Source organism: Microbacterium sp. MM2322 (genome assembly GCF_964186585.1).
GTDB lineage: Bacteria > Actinomycetota > Actinomycetes > Actinomycetales > Microbacteriaceae > Microbacterium.
Window position 1 is genome coordinate 1,234,557 of record NZ_OZ075067.1, and the last position, 18,204, is coordinate 1,252,760.

The following is an 18,204-nucleotide window of genomic DNA, read 5'->3' on the forward strand; positions in this document are numbered from 1 at the left end:
TCAGGGGAGGAGCGGGATCAGCTCGGCCAGATCGACCGGCCCGACGACGATGTCGGCGCGCCGACGGACCGCGGGCTTCGCGTTGAACGCGACCCCGAGGCCCGCGGCATCCATCATCATCAGGTCGTTCGCGCCGTCTCCCACCGCGATCGTGGCGGACGCAGCGACGCCGTAGACATCAGCCCATTCCCGCAGGGCGTCCGCCTTCGCTGCGGCGTCGACGATCGGGCCGTCCACGGCGCCGGTCAGGATGCCGTCGGCCACCGCGAGTCGATTGGCGCGCCACACGTCGACCCCGAGGCTCGGCGCCACGATGTCGAGGATCTCGTGAAACCCGCCGGACACGACGGCAGCGATGCCGCCCCGCTCGTGGATCGCAGCGATCAGCTCGTGGATGCCGGGGGTCGGCTCGATGCGTGAGAGCACCCGGTCGAACGACGCGACGGGGACACCCTCGAGCTCTCCGACGCGCGAGCGCAGACTCGCCCCGAAATCGACCTCGCCGCGCATCGCCGCCTCCGTCGCGGCGGCGACTTCGGCACCGCGGCCGGCTTCATCGGCGATGAGCTCGATGACCTCGTTGCGGATGATGGTGGAGTCGGCGTCGAACACGACGAGAAATCGGGCGTCAGGCACCCGTCAACGCTATCGGCTGGACGACGACGCACCCGTCAGGACGGGATCCGGATGTTCTTCCCCACGACGGTCAGTCCGCTGTCGGTGACGGTGAAGCCCCGGGACAAATCGAGCTCCCGGTCGACTCCGACGGTGGCGCCCGGTTCGAGGACGACGTTCTTGTCGAGGATCGCGCGGTGCACGCGGGCACCTGCCCCGACACTGACGTGATCGAACAGGACCGAATCGGTGATCGTCGACCCGCCGCCCGAGAGCGTCCACGGGCCGAGGACGCTCCGTTCGAGGTGCGTTCCCGAGAGGACGCAGCCGAGCGACACGATCGAGTCGATCGCATTGCCGATGCGGCCCACGCCGTCGCGGACGAACTTCGCGGGCGGCGAGTTCACCGACTGCGAGCGGATCGGCCAGTCCATGTTGTACAGGTTGAAGATCGGCAGCGCGGAGATCAGGTCCATGTGCGCGTCGAAGAACGAATCGATCGTCCCCACGTCCCGCCAGTAGTCCCGGTCGCGATCGGTCGATCCCGGCACATCGTTGCGCTTGAAGTCGTAGACCGCCGCCTCTCCGCGGGAGACGAAGTAGGGGATGATGTCGCCGCCCATGTCGTGGTTCGACGTCGGCAGTTCGCCGTCGGCCTCGACGGCTTCGATGAGTGCGTCGGTGTCGAAGACGTAGTTGCCCATGGAGGCGAGCACCTCGCCCGGGTTGTCGGCGAGCCCCGTCGGATTCTGCGGCTTCTCGAGGAAGTCGCGGATCGTGACGCCGTCGGCCGGGTCGACGTCGATGACGCCGAACTGGTTGGCGAGCTCGATCGGCTGACGGATGCCGGCGACCGATGCCCGCGCCCCCGACGCGATGTGCGCGTCGATCATCTGCTGGAAGTCCATGCGGTAGACGTGGTCCGCGCCGATGACGGCGACGATGTCGGGCTTCTCGTCGTGGATGAGATTCAACGACTGGAGGATCGCATCGGCGGACCCCGAGAACCACCGCTTGCCGAGCCGCTGCTGCGCGGGCACCGACGTGACGTACGCCCCGAGGAGCGCGGACATCCGCCACGTCTGCGAGACGTGACGGTCGAGGCTGTGCGACTTGTACTGCGTCAGGACGACGATCTGGCGAAGCTCAGAGTTGATCAGGTTCGAGATCGCGAAGTCGATGAGACGGTACTGCCCGCCGAAGGGGACAGCGGGTTTCGCGCGGTCCTGGGTGAGCGGCATGAGGCGCTTGCCCTCGCCACCGGCGAGGACGATACCGAGGACCTTCGGGGATGCTGGCATGTGCTCACACTATGGCGATTTGCGCTGAGGGGGTGAGGACTTTGGTGCGTGTTCCGTGTGGCCTAGAGTTCGGTCCATGCGCGTCGACATCGTCACGAAGGAGTACCCGCCGGAGATCTACGGCGGAGCGGGAGTCCACGTCACCGAACTCGTGTCGGCGTTGCGTTCGCGCATGGAAGTGCAGGTCCGGGCCTTCGGCGATCCTCGCGACGAAGCGGACACCACCTCGTATGCGGTGCCCGCCGGTCTCGCCGAGGCGAACGCTGCCGTCCAGACCCTCGGCACCGACCTCGAGATCGTGGGCGACGTGGCCGGCGCCGACGTCGTGCACAGCCACACCTGGTACGCGAACTTCGCCGGATTCCTCGCGTCGAAGCTCCACGGCATCCCTCATGTCGTCACGGCTCACTCCCTCGAGCCGCTCCGGCCGTGGAAGGCCGAGCAGCTCGGCGGCGGCTACGCCGTGTCGAGCTTCGTCGAGCGGACGGCCTACGAGAACGCCGCCGCGGTGGTCGCCGTCAGCGACGGGATGCGTCGCGACATCCTCCGCAGTTACCCCGCCCTCGATCCCGCGAAGGTACGCGTCATCTACAACGGCATCGACGTCGACGCCTGGCAGCCGCGGGAAGACCCGGAGCTCCTCTCGCGCTGGGGGATCGACCCGTCCCGACCCTCGGTCGTCTTCGTCGGACGCATCACCCGGCAGAAGGGCCTGCCCTACTTCCTGCGGGCCGCCGAGCTCCTGCCGCCCGAGGTGCAGCTCATCCTCTGCGCCGGTGCCCCTGACACTCCCGAGATCATGGCCGAGGTGCAGGGTCTCGTCCGGCAGCTGCAGCAGACGCGCGAGGGCGTCGTCTGGATCGAGGAGTTCCTCCCGCGCCCCGACCTCTGCGCGATTCTCACCTCCGCGACGACCTTCGTCTGCCCGTCCGTCTACGAGCCCCTCGGGATCGTCAACCTCGAGGCCATGGCGTGCGGCGCTGCGGTGGTCGGGACGGCGACCGGCGGCATCCCGGAGGTCGTCATCGACGGTGTGACGGGGCGTCTCGTCCCGATCGAGCAGGTCGAGGACGGCACCGGCACGCCCGTCGACCCCGACCGGTTCGTGGCCGACCTCGCCGCGACGCTGACCGAGGTCGTCTCCGATCCCGAGAAGGCGAAGGCATACGGGCGCGCGGGACGTGAGCGCGCGGCATCCGCGTTCAGCTGGGAAGCGATCGCGGATGCCACGGCCGAGCTGTACCGCGAGGTCACCGCGACCAGCCGGTAGCCTCCCGGCACGGCCCCGACCGATCGATAGGCTGGGAGCATGCCTCAGGTGCTCGAACTCGCCGACGTCGTCGTCCGTCGGAACTCCCGCAACATCGTCGATGGGATCGACTGGACCGTCGACGCGGATCAGCGGTGGGTCGTCCTCGGCCCCAACGGCGCCGGCAAGACCACGGTTCTGCAGCTCGCCGCGACTCTCGTCCACCCGAGTTCGGGTTCCGTGACGGTGCTCGACGAGGTCCTCGGGCGCACGGACGTGTTCGACCTCCGCCCCCGCATCGGCTTCGCCTCGTCGGCCATGGCCAAGCGCGTTCCGCAGGACGAGACGGTCCTCGACGTCGTCCTGACGGCGGCGTACTCCGTGCTCGGCCGCTGGCGTGAGGACTACGAGGCCATCGACGAGCGGCGCGCCCGCCGCGTGCTGGGGGAGTGGGGTCTCGCCGACCTCGCCGATCGGACGTTCGGAACGCTGTCGGACGGCGAGCAGAAGCGGGTCCAGATCGCTCGCGCCGTCATGACCGACCCCGAGATGCTCCTCCTCGACGAGCCCACGGCGAGCCTCGACCTCGGCGCCCGCGAGGAGCTCCTGAGCCTCCTGGGTGGTTACGCCCGCGAAGAGTCGACTCCCGCGATGATCATGGTGACCCACCACGTGGAGGAGATACCCGTGGGCTTCACGCACGTCCTCCTCCTGCGCGACGGTGCTGTTGTGGCGCAGGGGCCGATCGCCGAGACGCTGACCGCGGAGAACCTCACGGAGACGTTCGGGATGCCGATCACGCTGACGTCCGAGGATGGCCGGTTCGCCGCGCGCGCGGCATCCTGATAGGATCTTGCGTTGGCGCGTTCGCGCTGCAGACTTTCACCCGCATCTGGCAAAATCCAGGGCACTTCGTGAGGAACCCAATGAAGACTGACATTCACCCCGAGTACCGCGCCGTCGTGTTCCGCGACCTCGGCTCCGGCGAGACCTTCCTGACCCGTTCGACGGTCACGAGCGAAAAGACGATCGAGCTGGACGGTGAGACCTACCCGGTCATCGACGTCGAGATCTCGTCCGCCTCGCACCCGTTCTACACGGGCAAGCAGCGCATCATGGACTCGGCCGGCCGCGTCGAGAAGTTCAACCAGCGCTTCAAGAACTTCGGCAGCAAGTAAGCAGCCGTTCACGAAGGCCCCGCTTCGGCGGGGCCTTCGTCGTTCCCGGGATGGGGAACGAGACGATCAGCGGATCGGCCAGCTTCCGTCGACGTCGGCGTCGAGTCGGCCGATGCGGACGAAGTACTCGCTGAGACTCTCGGCCTGGGCGCGCGCCCAGGCGATCTGCTGGGTGTGCAACTCGTGGGCGGACGTGTCGAGTTCGAACCGGGCGGCGATGGCCTGCGCGACGCGCCCCGCCGCGATCGCGTCGGCGGCGGCGTCGTGTGCGCTGTCGAGCGTCACGGCGTAGTGCGCGGCGACGACGTCGAGCGTGCGCTTCCCGCGGCGGAACTTGTCGTAGGTCTTGTCGACGACGAGAGGATCGATCACAGGTGATGGTTGCTCGATCGGGGCGACGCCGTGGCGCAGCCCTTCGTACTTGAGGAGTGAGAAGTCGAAGGGCGCGTTGTAGGCGACCACCGGGATGCCGGCGGCGAACAGATCCCGGAGCGCGGCCGTCACCTCCGCGATGACCTCGGCAGCGGTCCGCCCGCCCGCGCGTGCCTGCTCGGTCGTGATGCCGTGGACGGCGGTCGCCCCGGCCGGGATCTCGACGCCCGGGTCGGCGAGCCACGTCCGCGCGTCGATGACGGCGCCGGATGCGTCGAGGACACCCACGTGCGCCGTCACGATGCGGTCGGACCGGACATCGACGCCGGTGGTCTCGAGGTCGAACACCCCGATCGGACCCGCGCACGGGCCGGAGACGACGAGCGCGGGTTCGGGGTCGACGGCGGTCGGTGTCGGGACAGCGGCCGGGGCCGTGACGGCGGGGGATGCCTCACCGCTCCACGCGTCGTCATCCCACAGCGGAACTTCCCCCCAGGTGCCCATGCTCCGACGCTACGGTCGACCCCCGACATCCCGGTGGATGACGCGCCGCCCAGCGTGACGCGGACGCACCGCTCGTAGACTCGACGGGTGACTGCCGAGAACCCTTACGCCGCACGGCTCGCCGCGATCCCCGTCGAGCGGCACGACGTGGTCGTCGCAGGCGTGCGGACGGCGTACTGGGTGTACGGGCCCGAGGATGCGGCGACGACGATCCTCGCGGTCCACGGTTTCCGCGGGGACCATCACGGGCTGGAACCCGTCGTGGCGTTCCTCGAGAGTGTCCGGGTGATCTCGCCGGATCTGCCGGGCTTCGGCGAAACGGCGGCCCTGTCGGGCGCGCACGATCTCGACGGCTACGCGGCGTGGCTCACCGCCTTCGCTGAGACCGTGGCGCCCGGCGCTGTCGTCCTGGGGCATTCCTTCGGCTCGATCGTCTCGTCCGCCGCCGTCGCGCGCGGCCTCGCAACGCCTCGACTGATCCTCGTGAACCCGATCGGCGCACCTGCGCTGGAGGGCCCACGCGGCATCCTCACGCGGCTGGCCATCTTCTATTACTGGGCGGGCGCGCGGCTGCCGAAGCGCCTCGGCGACGCGCTCCTGCGGAACGGCCTCATCGTCCGCGTGACGAGCATCGCGATGGCCAAGACGAAGGACCGGCGTCTCCGCGCCTTCATCCATGACCAGCACGACACCTACTTCTCGCGCTTCGCTGATCGCGACACCTTGCACGAGGCGTTCGTCACGTCGGTCTCCCACGACGTCCGGGCCGCCGCTGCCGACATCGATGTGCCGACGCTGCTGATCGCCGCCGAGAACGACGACATCACTCCGCTGTCCGCACAGCACGCGCTGCAGCGGATGTTCCGCGACGCGGATCTCGTCGTCATCCCGAAGGTCGGCCACCTGATCCACTACGAGACGCCGCGCGCGGCGGCGATCGCGGTCACGCGCTTTCTTCGGCCTTCCGACGGCGATACGCCATGACGTTCATGCGGTTGCCGCAGTTGCCGGTGTCGCAGTAGCGCTTCGAGCCGTTCTTCGAATAGTCGATGTATACGGCGTCGCAGTCGTCGGCTGAGCAGACGCGGACGCGGTCGAACTCGTCGGAACGAATGACGTCGACGAAGGCCATGGCGACCTCGACGGTGATGCGGGTGGCGAGCGGCGCCGCGTCGTCGGTCGCGTGGATGTGCCAGTCGTACCCGTCGTGGATCACCAGTTGGGGGAGCGCCCGACCCTCGCGGAGCATGGCGTTGACGATGGGCACCGCGGCGACGCGGTCCCCGGTCCAGAGCTGACGCAATTGCGACCGGGCAGAGCGCAGTTCGTTGAGTTCGACGTCGTCGCGGCGGATTGCTCCCGTGTACGGGTATTCCCGCAGGAACTCGGTCATGTCGTCGAGGGTGGCGAGACGGTCGACCCCTTCCCCGTCGATCTCGGGGAGGGAGTTCACGAGCGCGGTCGCCGCTCGCAGCGCATTCTCGGTGTCATGAATGAACATGGTGTTGACTCCTGACGCGTGTCGTCGCTAGTGTCACCAGTGTAATGACACTTAGGTCATGACGAACCGATCTCGCCTCTGAGGACCGCAGATGACTCGTACGATGTCCGTCCGGCTTCCCGCACTCCCCGCGCGCGGCGTTGTTCCGCCGAGCGGCCTGATCCTCGCGGTGACGAGTGCCCTGACCTTCTCCGTCAGCGGTCCCATCGCCAAGCCGCTGCTCGAGGGCGGCTGGTCGCTCGCGGCCGTGCTCGCCATCCGGATGGGTGTCGCCGGCCTCGTGCTCCTGCCCGCACTCATCCGAACGCTCGTCCGGCGCCCCGATTTCCTCCGTGTGCACTGGGTTTCGCTCCTCGCGTTCGGGCTCATCCCCGTGGTCGGCTGCCAGATCTTCTACTTCTCCGCGCTGCAACGGATGCCGGTGGGCATCGCCCTGCTGATCCAATACCTCGCGCCGGTCATGCTCGTCCTCTTCGTCTGGGCCCGGAGCCGGCGTGCTCCGTCGCGCGTCGTCCTCGTGGGTTCCGTCGTGGCGATGGTCGGACTCGTCCTGGTGGTCGACATCGCCGGCGCCCGATTCGACCTGCTGGGTACCGTGTTCGCGCTGCTCGCTGCGGTGTGCGCGTGCGTCTACTTCGTGATGAGCGAGCGGACCGGCGATGACCTGCCGCCGTTGTCGCTCGCCGCGGGTGGGCTGCTCATCGGCACGGTGACCATCCTGCTGCTGGCGGCCGTCGGCATCCTGCCCCTGTCGGCATCGGACGCTGCCGTGGACCTGCTCGGGATGACCGTCTCGCCGCTTCTCCCGCTCGTGCTCGTGGGGCTCTGCACCGCGATGGGATACGCGCTCGGCATCATGGCTGTTCCGCGGATCGGGTCGCGGCTCGCGTCGTTCGTCGGGCTGTCCGAGGTGCTGTTCGCGTTGAGCTTCGCGTGGCTGCTGCTGGGGGAAGCCCCCGCGTTCGTGCAGTTCGTCGGCGGCGCGCTCATCCTGGCGGGCGTCGTCCTCGTCCGTATCGAGGAGCGTGCGCCCGCCGATGTCAGTTCCCCCGCCGAGCCGCTGCCAGGAGAGGTCGGACCCGGTACCCGATGACCTCGCCCATCGCGAGGGACGTCTCCGTGCGCTCGACGCCGTCGATGGCGAGGATCCGCGCGTCGATGTCGAACAGGTGTTGCGTGTCTCGGGCGGCGACGCGCACGAGGAGGTCGACCGGTCCGCTCATGCCGTGGCACTGGACGACCTCGGGGATCTCCTGCAACTCGACGGTGATGCGCGGCAGGTCCGCCTGATGCACCTGCACGTGCAGGATCGCGTCGATCGCGTAGCCGAGAGCGGCGGGTGACATCGCGCGCTCGTACGACAGGAATACCCCCGAGCGCTCCAGCTTGGCCATGCGGGCCTGCACGGTGTTGCGGGAGAGCCCGAGTCGCTCGGCCAGGGCGACCACTGTTGCGCGGTGGTCATCGGCGAGGGCGTTCAACAGCTCGAGATCCACGTGGTCGAGAGCGCTCATAGTGCCACACCATAGCAGGGCGGTACTCCGCGGCTTACGCATCCTGCTCAATGTTCTCCACGATGCTTGAGCGAGGTGCGATGTCGGCTTAGTCTCGCACCATCCGGCGACGAAGCCGGTGTTCTGCGCCGGTCGTCCGTCCACAAGACGCGCGTCCGCGATCAGAGAGGGACGACGATGACCGACACTCTGACCCCCGCCGCCGTGACGGCGAGCGACACCGAAGATGTGGCCCGCCTGCTCGATCATGAGGGCCGCCGTGTCCGCGATGAGCGGCTCGAACCGTGGGCCGCGGACGTGGATGCGCCGATGCTCCGCCAGGTGTATCGGGACATGTTCCTCGCCCGGCGACTCGACGCCGAAGGAGTCGCTCTGCAGCGTCAGGGACATCTCGGTCTGTGGGCGCCGGCGCAGGGCCAGGAAGCCGTCCAGGTCGGCACCGCGTGGGCGTGCCACGACGACGACTTCCTCTTCCCGAGCTATCGGGAGATCGGCATCGAGGTCGTCCGCGGCGTGCAGCCCCAGGACTTCGTCCTCGTCTGGCACGGCGCGCAGCATGCCAGCTGGAACCCTTTCGACGTTCACGTCGCGAACCCGCAGATCATCATCGGCGCGCAGAGCCTGCACGCCGTGGGGTACGCCATGGGCATCCAACGCGACGGCGGTGATCAGGTCGCTGTGGCGTACTTCGGTGACGGTGCCACGAGCCAGGGCGATGTCAACGAAGCGATGATCTTCGCCTCCTCGTACGGAGTGCCCGTCGTGTTCGTGTGCTCCAACAACCAGTGGGCGATCTCCGAGCCAGTGGAACTGCAGTCGCGGACACCGATCTCGCACCGCGCGCCGGGCTTCGGCATCCCGAGTCTGCGTGTCGACGGCAACGACGTCCTCGCGTGCATCGCCGCGATGCGCTGGGCCGCCGATCATGCGCGAAGCGGCCGCGGACCGGCGTACCTCGAGGCGGTCACCTACCGCGTGGGACCGCACACCACCTCCGACGACCCGACGCGCTATCGCGACGCGGACGAGGTCGCCTACTGGCGATCGCGCGATCCCCTGGCCCGGGTCGAGGCGCACCTGCGTTCGCTCGGAGCATTCGATGACGCCTTCGCGCAGTCCTTGACGGCGGATGCCGACCGCTTCACCGCGGCGATGCGGAGCGCCGTCGTGGGGGCCGTGGCCCCCGAACCCCTCCGGGTGTTCGACAACGTCTACGCCGAGCCGCACAGCGGACTCGATGAACAGCGCGCGCGATTCGCTTCCTACCTCGACGGATTCGCGGGCGGTGCGTCATGACCGAACTCACGATGGGCAAGGCCCTCACCGCCGCCATGCGCCGAGCACTCGCGGACGACGACCGCGTCCTCGTCATGGGGGAGGACATCGGCCGGTTGGGCGGCGTCTTCCGCATCACCGATGGGCTGCAGGCGGAGTTCGGCGCTCGCCGCGTGGTCGACACCCCCCTCGCGGAATCCGGGATCGTCGGGACGGCCGTCGGGCTCGCCTTCCGTGGGTTCCGGCCGATCGTCGAGATCCAGTTCGACGGCTTCGTCTACCCCGCCTTCGACCAGATCGTGAGTCAGGTGGCCAAGCTCCACTACCGCACGCAGGGCCGCGTGAAGATGCCGATCACGATCCGCATCCCGTGGGCCGGCGGAGTCGGCGCGGCCGAGCATCACTCCGAGTCGCCCGAAGCCTACTTCGTCCACACTGCGGGGCTCCGGGTCGTCGCGGTGTCGAATCCGCAGGACGCCTACACGATGCTCCGGCAGGCGATTGCGAGCGATGACCCCGTGATCTTCTTCGAGCCGAAGCGGATGTACCACGCGAAGGGTGAGGTCGACCTCGACGCCGATATCGCCGACGCCGCTCCTCTCGGCCTTGCGCGCGTCGTCCGGGAGGGCACCGATGTCACGGTCGTCACGTACGGAGCCCAGGTGACGACGGCGATGGATGCCGCACTCGCCGCCGAAGACGAAGGGGTCTCCCTCGAGGTCATCGACCTGCGATCACTCTCGCCCATCGACTACGGCACCGTGGCCGCATCCGTCCGCCGCACCGGTCGCGTCGTCGTGACGCACGAGGCGTCCCGCGAAGCCGGCGTCGCCGCGGAGGTGATCGCGAGCATCACGGAGAAGTGCTTCCACTACCTCGAAGCGCCGCCCCTCCGGGTCACGGGTCACGACATCCCGTACCCGCCCGCGAAGCTCGAGCATCACCACGTGCCCGATCTCGATCGCATCCTCGACGCGGTCGACCAGGTCCTCGGCCGCTCCTCGACGGTGCCGGAGGTGACCGCATGATCACCGAGTTCCGCCTCCCCGACCTGGGCGAGGGCCTCCGCGAAGCGGAGATCGTCCAGTGGCACGTCGCGCAGGGCGACGTCGTCACCCTGAACCAGACGATCGCCGAGGTCGAGACGGCCAAGGCCGTCGTCGAGCTGCCGTCGCCGTTCGCCGGCACCGTGTCCGCCCTGCACCACGCCGAGGGTGACACCGTCCCCGTCGGCGAGATCCTGATCGCCTTCGACGTCGAGGGTGCGGATGCCGCCGAGTCCGACGCGCCGGCAGAGGCGAAGCGCCAGCCGAACCTGGTCGGTTACGGCGCCGCACCGCGAAGCTCCGATCGGCCTCAGCGCCGTGCCCGCGCCGGTGCCGGAGGTGACACGGCCGACCTGGCCGTCCGCGAGGCCGCACCGCACGACGCCATCGCGCCGACCGCGCCGGAGCACGAGCCGCGCGAGCGGCCCCGGTCCACCCCGCCCGTGCGCAAGCTCGCTCGCGACCTCGGGATCGACCTCGACCTCGTGGCCGCGCACGGCGTCGACGGGATCATCACGCGCCAGGATGTCGAGGCGTACGCCGCCGAGACATCGGCCGCACCCCTCCCGGCGGCTCCGGCATCCGTTCGCTCGGTGGCCGCGACGACGGCGGACGAGCGGATACCGATCCGAGGCGTCCGCAAGCACACGGCGGACGCGATGGTGCGCTCCGCATTCACCGCCCCGCACGCGGCGACGTTCCTGACGGTCGACGTCACGGCATCCGTCGCGTTCGTCGCCGGCCTCCGCGAAGACCGGCGCTACGCGGAGCATCGAGTCGGGATCATGGCGGTCGCAGCGAAAGCCGTCTGCCTCGCGCTCCGGCGGACCCCGGAACTCAACTCGACCTGGGATGAGGCGGCAGGCGAGATCGTCCGGTTCGGACGGGTCAACCTCGGGATCGCCGCGGCGACCGAGCGAGGGCTCGTGGTCCCCTCGGTGAAGGATGCCGGCGCCCTGTCGCTCGTCGAGCTCGCTCGGGAGATCCGCACCCTCGCCGACACCGCGCGCGCGGGCAAGGCGACTCCGGCGGACCTGTCGGGCGGGACGTTCTCGATCACCAATTACGGGGTGTTCGGTGTGGATGCCGGAACTCCGATCCTCGTGCCCGGTGAAGCCGGGATCCTCGGACTCGGCGCGGTGCAGCGCCGACCGTGGGAGCACGACGGTGCCGTCGCCCTCCGCGACGTCATGACCTTGAGTTTGTCGTTCGACCACCGGGTGGTGGACGGGGCCGAGGCGGCCCGGTTCCTCACCGACGTGGCCGACGTGTTGCGGGAGCCGGGAAGGGCGATGGTGTTCGGATGAGTCTGCCGATGTCGGGATACAACCTCACTGAGGAGCAGGTCGAGCTGGCGGGACTCATCCGCTCGTTCGCCGACGAGGTGGTGGCGCCCGTCTCGTACGAGGCTGATCGCACCAAGACGCTGCCGCTGGACGTCGTGGCGCAGATGGGAGACATGGGGCTGTTCGGCCTGCCGTTCCCCGAAGAGGTCGGCGGCCAGGGCGGCGACTACGTCACCCTGGGTCTCGCCATCGAGGCGCTGGCCCGCGTGGACCAGTCGATCGCGATCACGCTGGAAGCCGGGGTGAGCCTCGGCGCCATGCCGATCTTCCGGTTCGGGACCGACTCGCAGCGCGAGGAGTACCTGCCCGATCTCCTGGCGGGTCGAGCGCTCGCCGGCTTCGGGCTGACCGAGCCGGAAGCGGGGTCGGATGCCGGGGCCACTCGCACGACCGCAAAGCTCGACGGCGGAGAGTGGGTCATCGACGGCGCCAAGCAGTTCATCACCAACTCCGGGACCGCGATCACCCGGTTCGTCACCGTCACTGCGGTGACGGGCGATCCCGGTGACGCGAAGCGCGAGATCTCGACGATCATCGTGCCGAGCGGCACCCCCGGCTTCGCCGTCGGGCCGGCGTACGACAAGGTCGGCTGGCATGCGAGCGACACGCACCCGCTCTCCTTCTCGGGAGTGCGGGTACCGGAGGAGAACCTCCTCGGGGAGCGGGGGCGCGGGTTCGCGAATTTCCTGCACATCCTCGACGAGGGCAGGGTTGCGATCGCGGCGCTCGCCACCGGTGCGGCGGAGGGATGCCTCGAGGCGGCGGTCGACTACGCGAAGAGCCGCGTGGTCTTCGGGGAGTCCCTCGGCAGCCGGCAGAGCATCCAGTTCATGCTCGCGCGCATGCAGCAGCGCGTGCACGTGTCGCGGCTCGCCTGGTTGCACGCGGCGCGTCTGCGTGATGCCGGCAAACCCTTCAAGACCGAAGCCGCCATCGCGAAGCTGACGTCGAGCGATGCCGCGATGGACAACGCCCGTGACGCGACGCAGATCTTCGGCGGCAACGGGTTCATGAACGAGTACCCCGTGGCGCGGCACTTCCGGGATTCGAAGATCCTCGAGGTGGGGGAGGGGACGACCGAGGTGCAGCTGCTCCTCATCGCCCGGTCGCTCGGACTCGCCTGACTCTCAGACGGGCAGCGCCGACGACGTCAGTAGCGACAGCCAGTCGTCCTCGACGCGGAAGGTGTGAGCCGACCCGTTGGCGAGTTTGTGGCCGGGCTCGGGGTATTCACCGGAGGTCGCGTGCGAGATCACGGTGCGGATGAGCGCACCGTGGGCGACAGCGATGACGCGCGGGGATGCCGGCTCGACCAGCGAGCGCGCGTCGGCGACGGCTTCCTGGATGCCCCGCAGCGCCCGGGCCGTCACGTCCGCCCAGGGTTCGGCATTCGGGACATCGGCCGTGTGCCAGGGCCCCCAGCGTTCGAAGACCTCGACGTCGGTGAGGCCTTCGGCATCCCCGTAGCCGCGCTCGCGCAGTGCCGGATAGGTGCGGGGTTCCGGGAGGTCGAGGATTCCGGCGATGATCCGTGCGGTCTCGTTCGCGCGGGAGAGATCGCTCGACACGACGACGGTGGGCGTGAGCGGGTCGAGCGCGGCGGCCAGTTCGAGACCCGCCGCGCGCGCCTGAGCGCGACCAGTGTCGTTGAGGGGGATGTCGCTGGAGCCCTGGATGCGGCGAGCGCGGTTCCAGTCGGTTTCGCCGTGGCGTACGAGGGTGATAGTCGTCACCTCTCGAGCGTACGTCGACCGCTTCGGCGGCTCAGACCGCGGCGAGCGCCTCGCCGAGGACCGTCAGCACCTCGGACGCGCCGGCGTCGATCTTCACGGTCGCGCGCTTGTCGCCGCGGGTCTCGCCCCGATTGACGATCACCACGGGAAGGCGGCGGCGGCGGGCGCGGTCGAGCAGACGAATGCCGGAGTTCACCACCAGCGACGATCCGGCGATGAGCAGTGCATCACTCGAGCGCAGGAGTTGCTCGGCCTCACGGAACTTCTCGAGCGGAATGTACTCACCGAAGAAGACCACCTCGGGCTTCAGCATCCCGCCGCAGACCGAGCAGTCGGGCACGATGAATCCGTCGCTCGCACCGGGCAACACGTCGCCGTCGGGACCCAACTCGACGTTCTCCGGCACCGTGATCCAGGGGTTGTCCCGCTCGATCCGGACGGCGAGGTCGCGACGGTCGAAGACCTGACCGCAGCGCAGGCACGAGACGCGCCGCATCGTCCCGTGGAGCTCGACCACTCGCCGACTGCCGGCGCGCACGTGCAGGCCGTCGACGTTCTGCGTGATGACGCCCGTCGCGATCCCGGCGCTCTCGAGGTCGGCGAGCGCGCGATGGCCCTGATTGGGAGAGGCGGCGGCGAAGGTCCGCCAGCCGAGGTGGCTACCGACCCAGTACCGACGACGGGAGGCGTCGTCGGCGAGGAAATCCTGCGCTGTCATGGGGGTGCGCACGGGGGCGCCCTTGCCGCGATAGTCGGGGATGCCCGAATCCGTCGACAGGCCGGCACCGGTGAGGACGGCGATGCGATGGCCGGCGAGCGCGGAAATCGCACGTTCCACGGCGGCCGTCGTCGCGGCATCCAGATCCAGCACGCTCATGGGCCTCCTCGGTGATCGAGCCTACGCCGTCGTCGTTTCGCGGAGGTCACGTCGGCCCCGTGACAGCATGGGCGGATGACCACGATCCGGATCGACGACGCGGGAGATCCGCGGCTGGCGGACTACCGCGGCCTCACCGACACCGCACTCCGGCGAGTGGCGGAACCGGCCGGGGGCCTCTACATCGCCGAGTCGGCCAAGGTCATCTCGCGTGCCGTCGCGGCGGGCCACCGCCCTCGTTCCCTCCTCGTGCAGGAGAAGTGGCTCGACGACGTGACGGCGCTCGCGGGCGACGCGCCCGTCTATGTCGTCCCCGACACGGTCGCCGAGCAGGTCACCGGCTTCGCGGTGCACCGGGGAGCGCTCGCTGCCATGCACCGCCCCGCAGAGCGCGACCCCGCACGCCTCCTCACCGACGCTCGAACCGTCGTCGTACTGGAGGACATCGTCGACCACACGAACGTCGGCGCCGCCTTCCGCGCGGCGGCGGCGCTGGGAGCCGACGCCGTCCTGGTCTCACCCCGCTGCGGCGATCCCCTCTACCGTCGCAGTGTGCGGGTGAGTATGGGAACGGTGTTCCAAGTGCCGTGGGCGCGTCTACCCGAGTGGGATGCCGCTCGTTCCCTGTTCGTGGACGCCGGTGTGCACCTCGCGGCGCTCGCGCTCGCCGCCGACGCCGTGTCGCTCGACGAGTTCGCCGCGGCGCGCCCAGCCCGCCTCGCCGTTCTCATGGGCTCGGAGGGCGACGGACTCTCCGCAGCGGCGCTCGCCGCCGCGGACACGGTCGTCACGATCCCCATGTCGGGCGGAGTCGACTCGCTCAACGTGGCGTCCGCCGCGGCGGTCGCGCTGTGGGCCCTCCGCTGACTCAGTCCCCGTGCGGGTGGCTGGAGAACGGGAGAGCCTCGGGGCGCTTCGCCGTGATCTCGTCGCCCGAGGACTGGTGCCGAAGACGCCGCAGCACCCAGGGCACGAAGTGTGTGCGTGCCCAGACGAGGTCGTTCGCGCGGGCAGCGCGCCACGTCGTCGGCGGAAGCGCCTCGGGAGCCATCGGCTGCAGCTCGTTCGGCACGTTCAGTGAGCGCAGCACCATGCGGGCGACCTCGTGGTGGCCGAGCGAGTTGTAGTGCAGGCGATCGTCGTCGAAGAAGCGCATGTCCTGCACCTCTTTGAGCGCCCACTGGTCGGCCACGATGCAGTCGTAGCGGTCTGCGATGGCGCGGATGTTCTCGTTGTAGATCGCCACACGACCTCGGATACCGCGGAAGACGGGGGTGAACTCGGTGTCGATGGCGGTGAACACGAGGAGTGTCGCGCCCTGCGACGAGAGGCGGGCGACGGCATCCTCGAACAATTCGGCGACGGCGTCCGGATCACCCTGGGGACGGATCACGTCGTTGCCGCCGGCGGAGAGCGTGATGAGATCGGGCTTGAGCGCGAGGGCCGGCTCGATCTGCGCGTCGACGATCTGGCGGATCAGCTTGCCCCGGATCGCGAGGTTCGCATACGCGAAGTCGTCGACCTGCGAGGACAGGACGGCGGCGACACGATCCGCCCAGCCGCGGTGCTGACCCGGGCGGTCGGGGTAGGGGTCGCCGATCCCCTCGGTGAAGGAGTCGCCGATCGACACCATTCGCCGCCAGGGATGGACGGTCGGATTGGGGATGTAGGGCGAACGGTTCTCGTCCGGGCCCGGGACGTTCTCGAGCATGGCACCTCCACATCGAGGCTACCCGCCGGAGGTCAGCAGTCCAGATCCCGGCGGGGACGACTGTCGGAATGCACGATTAGGGTGGATCGACGTGACGAGCGAGACGACGAACGAAGCGGGGGCGGCTTCAGAAGAGCCCCACTTCGGGAGTTTCGCCGCCGAGCATCTCTCCCCGGCGTTCCCGCAGCGCGCACCCTGGGGAACCGCGCAGAACCTCCGCGCCTGGCAGGCCGAAGCCCTCGAGCAGTACTTCGAGATGGACGGACCCGACGGCGTCGGCGGCGGGCCTCGCGACTTCCTCGCCGCCGCGACCCCGGGCGCCGGTAAGACCACGTTCGCGCTCCGCCTCGCGAGCGAGCTGCTCCGGCGCCGGATCATCGACCGCATCATCGTGGTCGCACCGACCGAGCACCTGAAGACCCAGTGGGCGGATGCCGCGGCCCGCGTCTCGATCCGCCTCGACCCGCGGTTCAGCAACAAGCACTTCTCGCCGGCGCGGCACTATCACGGGGTCGCGGTCACCTATGCGCAGGTCGCGGTCAAGGCATCCGTCCACGAACGACTCGTCCTCGACTCCCGGGCGCTCGTCATCCTCGACGAGGTGCACCACGGTGGTGACGCGCTCAGCTGGGGCGACGCACTCCGCGAGGCGTACGGGCGGGCGACGCGGCGTCTGCTCCTGTCGGGGACGCCCTTCCGCAGCGACACCGCGCCCATCCCCTTCGTCGAATACCACCCCAATGACAAGGGCATCCGTCTCTCGCGGACCGACTACAACTACGGTTACGGCCGCGCGCTCGCCGACGGCGTGGTCCGTCCCGTCCTCTTCCACGTCTATGCCGGCCAGATGAAGTGGCGCACGAAGGCGGGCGACGAGTACGAAGCCCACCTCGGTCAGGACAACACGAAGGACATCAACTCCCAGGCGTGGCGGACGGCGCTGAACCCGGAGGGGGAGTGGATCTCGGCCGTCCTGCGCTCCGCCGACAGGCGGCTCACCGAGGTCCGTCAGGACGTCCCGGATGCCGGGGGCCTCGTCATCGCGACGGATCAGACGGCCGCGCGCGCCTATGCGGCGATCCTCCGCGACATCACGGGGGAGCCGACGACGGTCGTCCTGTCCGACGACAAGGCGGCGTCGGGTCGCATCGAGACCTTCGGGCAGTCGACGACCCGGTGGATGGTCGCGGTCCGGATGGTGTCGGAAGGCGTCGACGTGCCCCGACTCGCGGTCGGCGTCTACGCGACCAGCGCATCGACACCACTGTTCTTCGCGCAGGCGATCGGTCGCTTCGTGCGAGCCCGCCGCCGGGGCGAAGCGGCATCCGTCTTCCTCCCCAACGTTCCGCAGCTGCTCGCCCTCGCGAACGAGATGGAACGCGAGCGAGACCACGCGCTCGACCGCGAGGAGAGCGACGACGACGGCCTCGAGGACTCCCTGCTCGAAGAGGCGGAGCGCGAGGACAAGGCATCCGATTCGCTCATCGAGGAGGGCAGCTACCAGGCCCTGGGCTCGACTGCGCACTTCGACCGGGTGCTCTACGACGGCAAGGAGTTCGGCCAGCTGGCCGTTCCGGGGACGCTGGAGGAGGAGGAGTTCCTCGGCATCCCGGGACTCCTCGAGCCCGAGCACGTGCACGAGCTCCTGATGCAGCGGCAGTCGCGGCAGACGCGCCACCGTCATGCGCGTGAAGCGCAGGAGAAGACGACCGCCGAGGCCACGGGCGAACCCGAGAACACGTTGCCCCCGGCCCTCCACCGGACGCTCCGCGAGCAGCGCCAACTCCTCAACAGCCTCGTCGGCCTGTACGCGCGCCAGAGCGGTGAGCCCCACGGGGCCGTGCACGCGGAGCTCCGGCGGGTGTGCGGCGGGCCTGAGGTCGCACGCGCCACCGTCGCCCAGCTGCAGGCGCGCATCGAGGTCCTGCGCCGTCGCGTCCACTCGTGACGCGATCTCCTTCGGAGCCCCGAAATGCTGGCAG

General features: G+C 69.3%; 19 protein-coding genes. 11 read left to right on the forward strand and 8 right to left on the reverse strand.

Annotated features, from left to right (window positions below):
- Both serB and glgC read right to left on the reverse strand, forming a co-directional pair.
- Positions 1 to 636 carry a phosphoserine phosphatase SerB gene (gene serB, locus ABQ271_RS05990; RefSeq protein WP_349310577.1) on the reverse strand — a complete coding sequence of 212 codons (636 nt, stop codon included), beginning with the start codon at positions 634 to 636 and terminating at the stop codon, positions 1 to 3.
- Positions 637 to 671: 35 nt separating this feature from the next.
- Positions 672 to 1,916 (reverse strand): glucose-1-phosphate adenylyltransferase, encoded by a 1,245-nt coding sequence (glgC, locus tag ABQ271_RS05995; protein ID WP_349310578.1) that lies wholly within the window; start codon positions 1,914 to 1,916, stop codon positions 672 to 674.
- 76 nt (positions 1,917 to 1,992) lie between these two features.
- Between glgC and glgA the strand changes: the two genes are divergently transcribed.
- The 3 genes from glgA (at position 1,993) to ABQ271_RS06010 (ending at position 4,343) form a co-directional block, all read left to right on the forward strand.
- Complete coding sequence (gene glgA / locus ABQ271_RS06000; protein WP_349310579.1) at positions 1,993 to 3,186, forward strand: glycogen synthase; 1,194 nt, start codon at positions 1,993 to 1,995, stop codon at positions 3,184 to 3,186.
- Positions 3,187 to 3,225: 39 nt separating this feature from the next.
- The gene (locus ABQ271_RS06005) at positions 3,226 to 4,011 is read left to right on the forward strand and encodes an ABC transporter ATP-binding protein (RefSeq protein WP_349310580.1); all 786 of its coding nucleotides are present in this window, start codon (positions 3,226 to 3,228) and stop codon (positions 4,009 to 4,011) included.
- Between the two features lie 80 nt (positions 4,012 to 4,091).
- Complete coding sequence (locus ABQ271_RS06010) at positions 4,092 to 4,343, forward strand: type B 50S ribosomal protein L31 (protein WP_349310581.1); 252 nt, start codon at positions 4,092 to 4,094, stop codon at positions 4,341 to 4,343.
- 66 nt (positions 4,344 to 4,409) lie between these two features.
- Here ABQ271_RS06010 and ABQ271_RS06015 read toward each other — a convergent pair whose 3' ends face one another.
- Positions 4,410 to 5,219, reverse strand: a complete 810-nt coding sequence (locus ABQ271_RS06015; RefSeq protein WP_349310582.1) for an exonuclease domain-containing protein — start codon at positions 5,217 to 5,219, stop codon at positions 4,410 to 4,412.
- An 87-nt stretch (positions 5,220 to 5,306) separates the two neighbouring features.
- On the opposite strand from ABQ271_RS06015, the gene ABQ271_RS06020 reads away from it, so the two are divergent.
- The gene (locus ABQ271_RS06020; protein ID WP_349310583.1) at positions 5,307 to 6,203 is read left to right on the forward strand and encodes an alpha/beta hydrolase; all 897 of its coding nucleotides are present in this window, start codon (positions 5,307 to 5,309) and stop codon (positions 6,201 to 6,203) included.
- On the opposite strand, the gene ABQ271_RS06025 is transcribed toward ABQ271_RS06020, so the two are convergent.
- Positions 6,163 to 6,720 (reverse strand): CGNR zinc finger domain-containing protein, encoded by a 558-nt coding sequence (locus tag ABQ271_RS06025; protein ID WP_349310584.1) that lies wholly within the window; start codon positions 6,718 to 6,720, stop codon positions 6,163 to 6,165. The genes ABQ271_RS06020 and ABQ271_RS06025 overlap by 41 nt on opposite strands.
- Before the next feature lie 91 nt (positions 6,721 to 6,811).
- Here ABQ271_RS06025 and ABQ271_RS06030 point away from each other — a divergent pair, with 91 nt between their 5' ends.
- Positions 6,812 to 7,813 carry a DMT family transporter gene (locus ABQ271_RS06030; protein WP_349310585.1) on the forward strand — a complete coding sequence of 334 codons (1,002 nt, stop codon included), beginning with the start codon at positions 6,812 to 6,814 and terminating at the stop codon, positions 7,811 to 7,813.
- Here ABQ271_RS06030 and ABQ271_RS06035 read toward each other — a convergent pair.
- Complete coding sequence (locus ABQ271_RS06035; RefSeq protein WP_349310586.1) at positions 7,761 to 8,234, reverse strand: Lrp/AsnC family transcriptional regulator; 474 nt, start codon at positions 8,232 to 8,234, stop codon at positions 7,761 to 7,763. The two genes, ABQ271_RS06030 and ABQ271_RS06035, sit on opposite strands and share 53 nt — an antisense overlap.
- A gap of 177 nt (positions 8,235 to 8,411) precedes the next feature.
- Between ABQ271_RS06035 and pdhA the strand changes: the two genes are divergently transcribed.
- The 4 genes from pdhA to ABQ271_RS06055 are packed head-to-tail and all read left to right on the forward strand — an operon-like array spanning position 8,412 to position 13,025.
- Positions 8,412 to 9,530 carry a pyruvate dehydrogenase (acetyl-transferring) E1 component subunit alpha gene (gene pdhA, locus ABQ271_RS06040; RefSeq protein WP_349310587.1) on the forward strand — a complete coding sequence of 373 codons (1,119 nt, stop codon included), beginning with the start codon at positions 8,412 to 8,414 and terminating at the stop codon, positions 9,528 to 9,530.
- Positions 9,527 to 10,537 (forward strand): alpha-ketoacid dehydrogenase subunit beta, encoded by a 1,011-nt coding sequence (locus ABQ271_RS06045; RefSeq protein ID WP_349310588.1) that lies wholly within the window; start codon positions 9,527 to 9,529, stop codon positions 10,535 to 10,537. Before pdhA ends, ABQ271_RS06045 begins: the two co-directional genes overlap by 4 nt.
- Complete coding sequence (locus ABQ271_RS06050) at positions 10,534 to 11,862, forward strand: dihydrolipoamide acetyltransferase family protein (RefSeq protein ID WP_349310589.1); 1,329 nt, start codon at positions 10,534 to 10,536, stop codon at positions 11,860 to 11,862. Before ABQ271_RS06045 ends, ABQ271_RS06050 begins: the two co-directional genes overlap by 4 nt.
- An 8-nt stretch (positions 11,863 to 11,870) precedes the next feature.
- The gene (locus tag ABQ271_RS06055) at positions 11,871 to 13,025 is read left to right on the forward strand and encodes an acyl-CoA dehydrogenase family protein (protein WP_349310862.1); all 1,155 of its coding nucleotides are present in this window, start codon (positions 11,871 to 11,873) and stop codon (positions 13,023 to 13,025) included.
- A 3-nt stretch (positions 13,026 to 13,028) separates the two neighbouring features.
- Here ABQ271_RS06055 and ABQ271_RS06060 read toward each other — a convergent pair whose 3' ends face one another.
- A complete protein-coding gene (locus ABQ271_RS06060) occupies positions 13,029 to 13,634 on the reverse strand; it encodes a histidine phosphatase family protein (protein WP_349310590.1) in 606 nt (201 codons plus the stop codon).
- 31 nt (positions 13,635 to 13,665) lie between these two features.
- Positions 13,666 to 14,511 (reverse strand): Sir2 family NAD-dependent protein deacetylase, encoded by an 846-nt coding sequence (locus ABQ271_RS06065; RefSeq protein ID WP_349310591.1) that lies wholly within the window; start codon positions 14,509 to 14,511, stop codon positions 13,666 to 13,668.
- Positions 14,512 to 14,586: 75 nt separating this feature from the next.
- Between ABQ271_RS06065 and ABQ271_RS06070 the strand changes: the two genes are divergently transcribed.
- Positions 14,587 to 15,378: a TrmH family RNA methyltransferase gene (locus tag ABQ271_RS06070; RefSeq protein ID WP_349310592.1), complete on the forward strand. Its 792-nt coding sequence runs from the start codon at positions 14,587 to 14,589 to the stop codon at positions 15,376 to 15,378.
- A 1-nt stretch (position 15,379) separates the two neighbouring features.
- Here the strand turns inward: ABQ271_RS06070 and ABQ271_RS06075 are convergent, their stop codons facing one another.
- On the reverse strand, positions 15,380 to 16,222 hold the full coding sequence (locus ABQ271_RS06075) for an SGNH/GDSL hydrolase family protein (protein ID WP_349310593.1): 843 nt from the start codon (positions 16,220 to 16,222) through the stop codon (positions 15,380 to 15,382).
- A 91-nt stretch (positions 16,223 to 16,313) separates the two neighbouring features.
- On the opposite strand from ABQ271_RS06075, the gene ABQ271_RS06080 reads away from it, so the two are divergent.
- Positions 16,314 to 18,170, forward strand: a complete 1,857-nt coding sequence (locus ABQ271_RS06080) for a DEAD/DEAH box helicase (protein ID WP_349310594.1) — start codon at positions 16,314 to 16,316, stop codon at positions 18,168 to 18,170.
- Positions 18,171 to 18,204: the final 34 nt, after the last annotated feature.

Coding starts and splice junctions, on each gene's coding strand:
- glgC (WP_349310578.1), bottom strand. CDS start 1,916: ATGCCAGCATCCCCGAAGGTCCTCGGTATCGTCCTCGCCGGTGGCGAG.
- glgA (WP_349310579.1), top strand. CDS start 1,993: ATGCGCGTCGACATCGTCACGAAGGAGTACCCGCCGGAGATCTACGGC.
- ABQ271_RS06005 (WP_349310580.1), top strand. CDS start 3,226: ATGCCTCAGGTGCTCGAACTCGCCGACGTCGTCGTCCGTCGGAACTCC.
- ABQ271_RS06010 (WP_349310581.1), top strand. CDS start 4,092: ATGAAGACTGACATTCACCCCGAGTACCGCGCCGTCGTGTTCCGCGAC.
- ABQ271_RS06015 (WP_349310582.1), bottom strand. CDS start 5,219: ATGGGCACCTGGGGGGAAGTTCCGCTGTGGGATGACGACGCGTGGAGC.
- ABQ271_RS06025 (WP_349310584.1), bottom strand. CDS start 6,720: ATGTTCATTCATGACACCGAGAATGCGCTGCGAGCGGCGACCGCGCTC.
- ABQ271_RS06030 (WP_349310585.1), top strand. CDS start 6,812: ATGACTCGTACGATGTCCGTCCGGCTTCCCGCACTCCCCGCGCGCGGC.
- ABQ271_RS06035 (WP_349310586.1), bottom strand. CDS start 8,234: ATGAGCGCTCTCGACCACGTGGATCTCGAGCTGTTGAACGCCCTCGCC.
- pdhA (WP_349310587.1), top strand. CDS start 8,412: ATGACCGACACTCTGACCCCCGCCGCCGTGACGGCGAGCGACACCGAA.
- ABQ271_RS06045 (WP_349310588.1), top strand. CDS start 9,527: ATGACCGAACTCACGATGGGCAAGGCCCTCACCGCCGCCATGCGCCGA.
- ABQ271_RS06050 (WP_349310589.1), top strand. CDS start 10,534: ATGATCACCGAGTTCCGCCTCCCCGACCTGGGCGAGGGCCTCCGCGAA.
- ABQ271_RS06055 (WP_349310862.1), top strand. CDS start 11,871: ATGTCGGGATACAACCTCACTGAGGAGCAGGTCGAGCTGGCGGGACTC.
- ABQ271_RS06065 (WP_349310591.1), bottom strand. CDS start 14,511: ATGAGCGTGCTGGATCTGGATGCCGCGACGACGGCCGCCGTGGAACGT.
- ABQ271_RS06070 (WP_349310592.1), top strand. CDS start 14,587: ATGACCACGATCCGGATCGACGACGCGGGAGATCCGCGGCTGGCGGAC.
- ABQ271_RS06075 (WP_349310593.1), bottom strand. CDS start 16,222: ATGCTCGAGAACGTCCCGGGCCCGGACGAGAACCGTTCGCCCTACATC.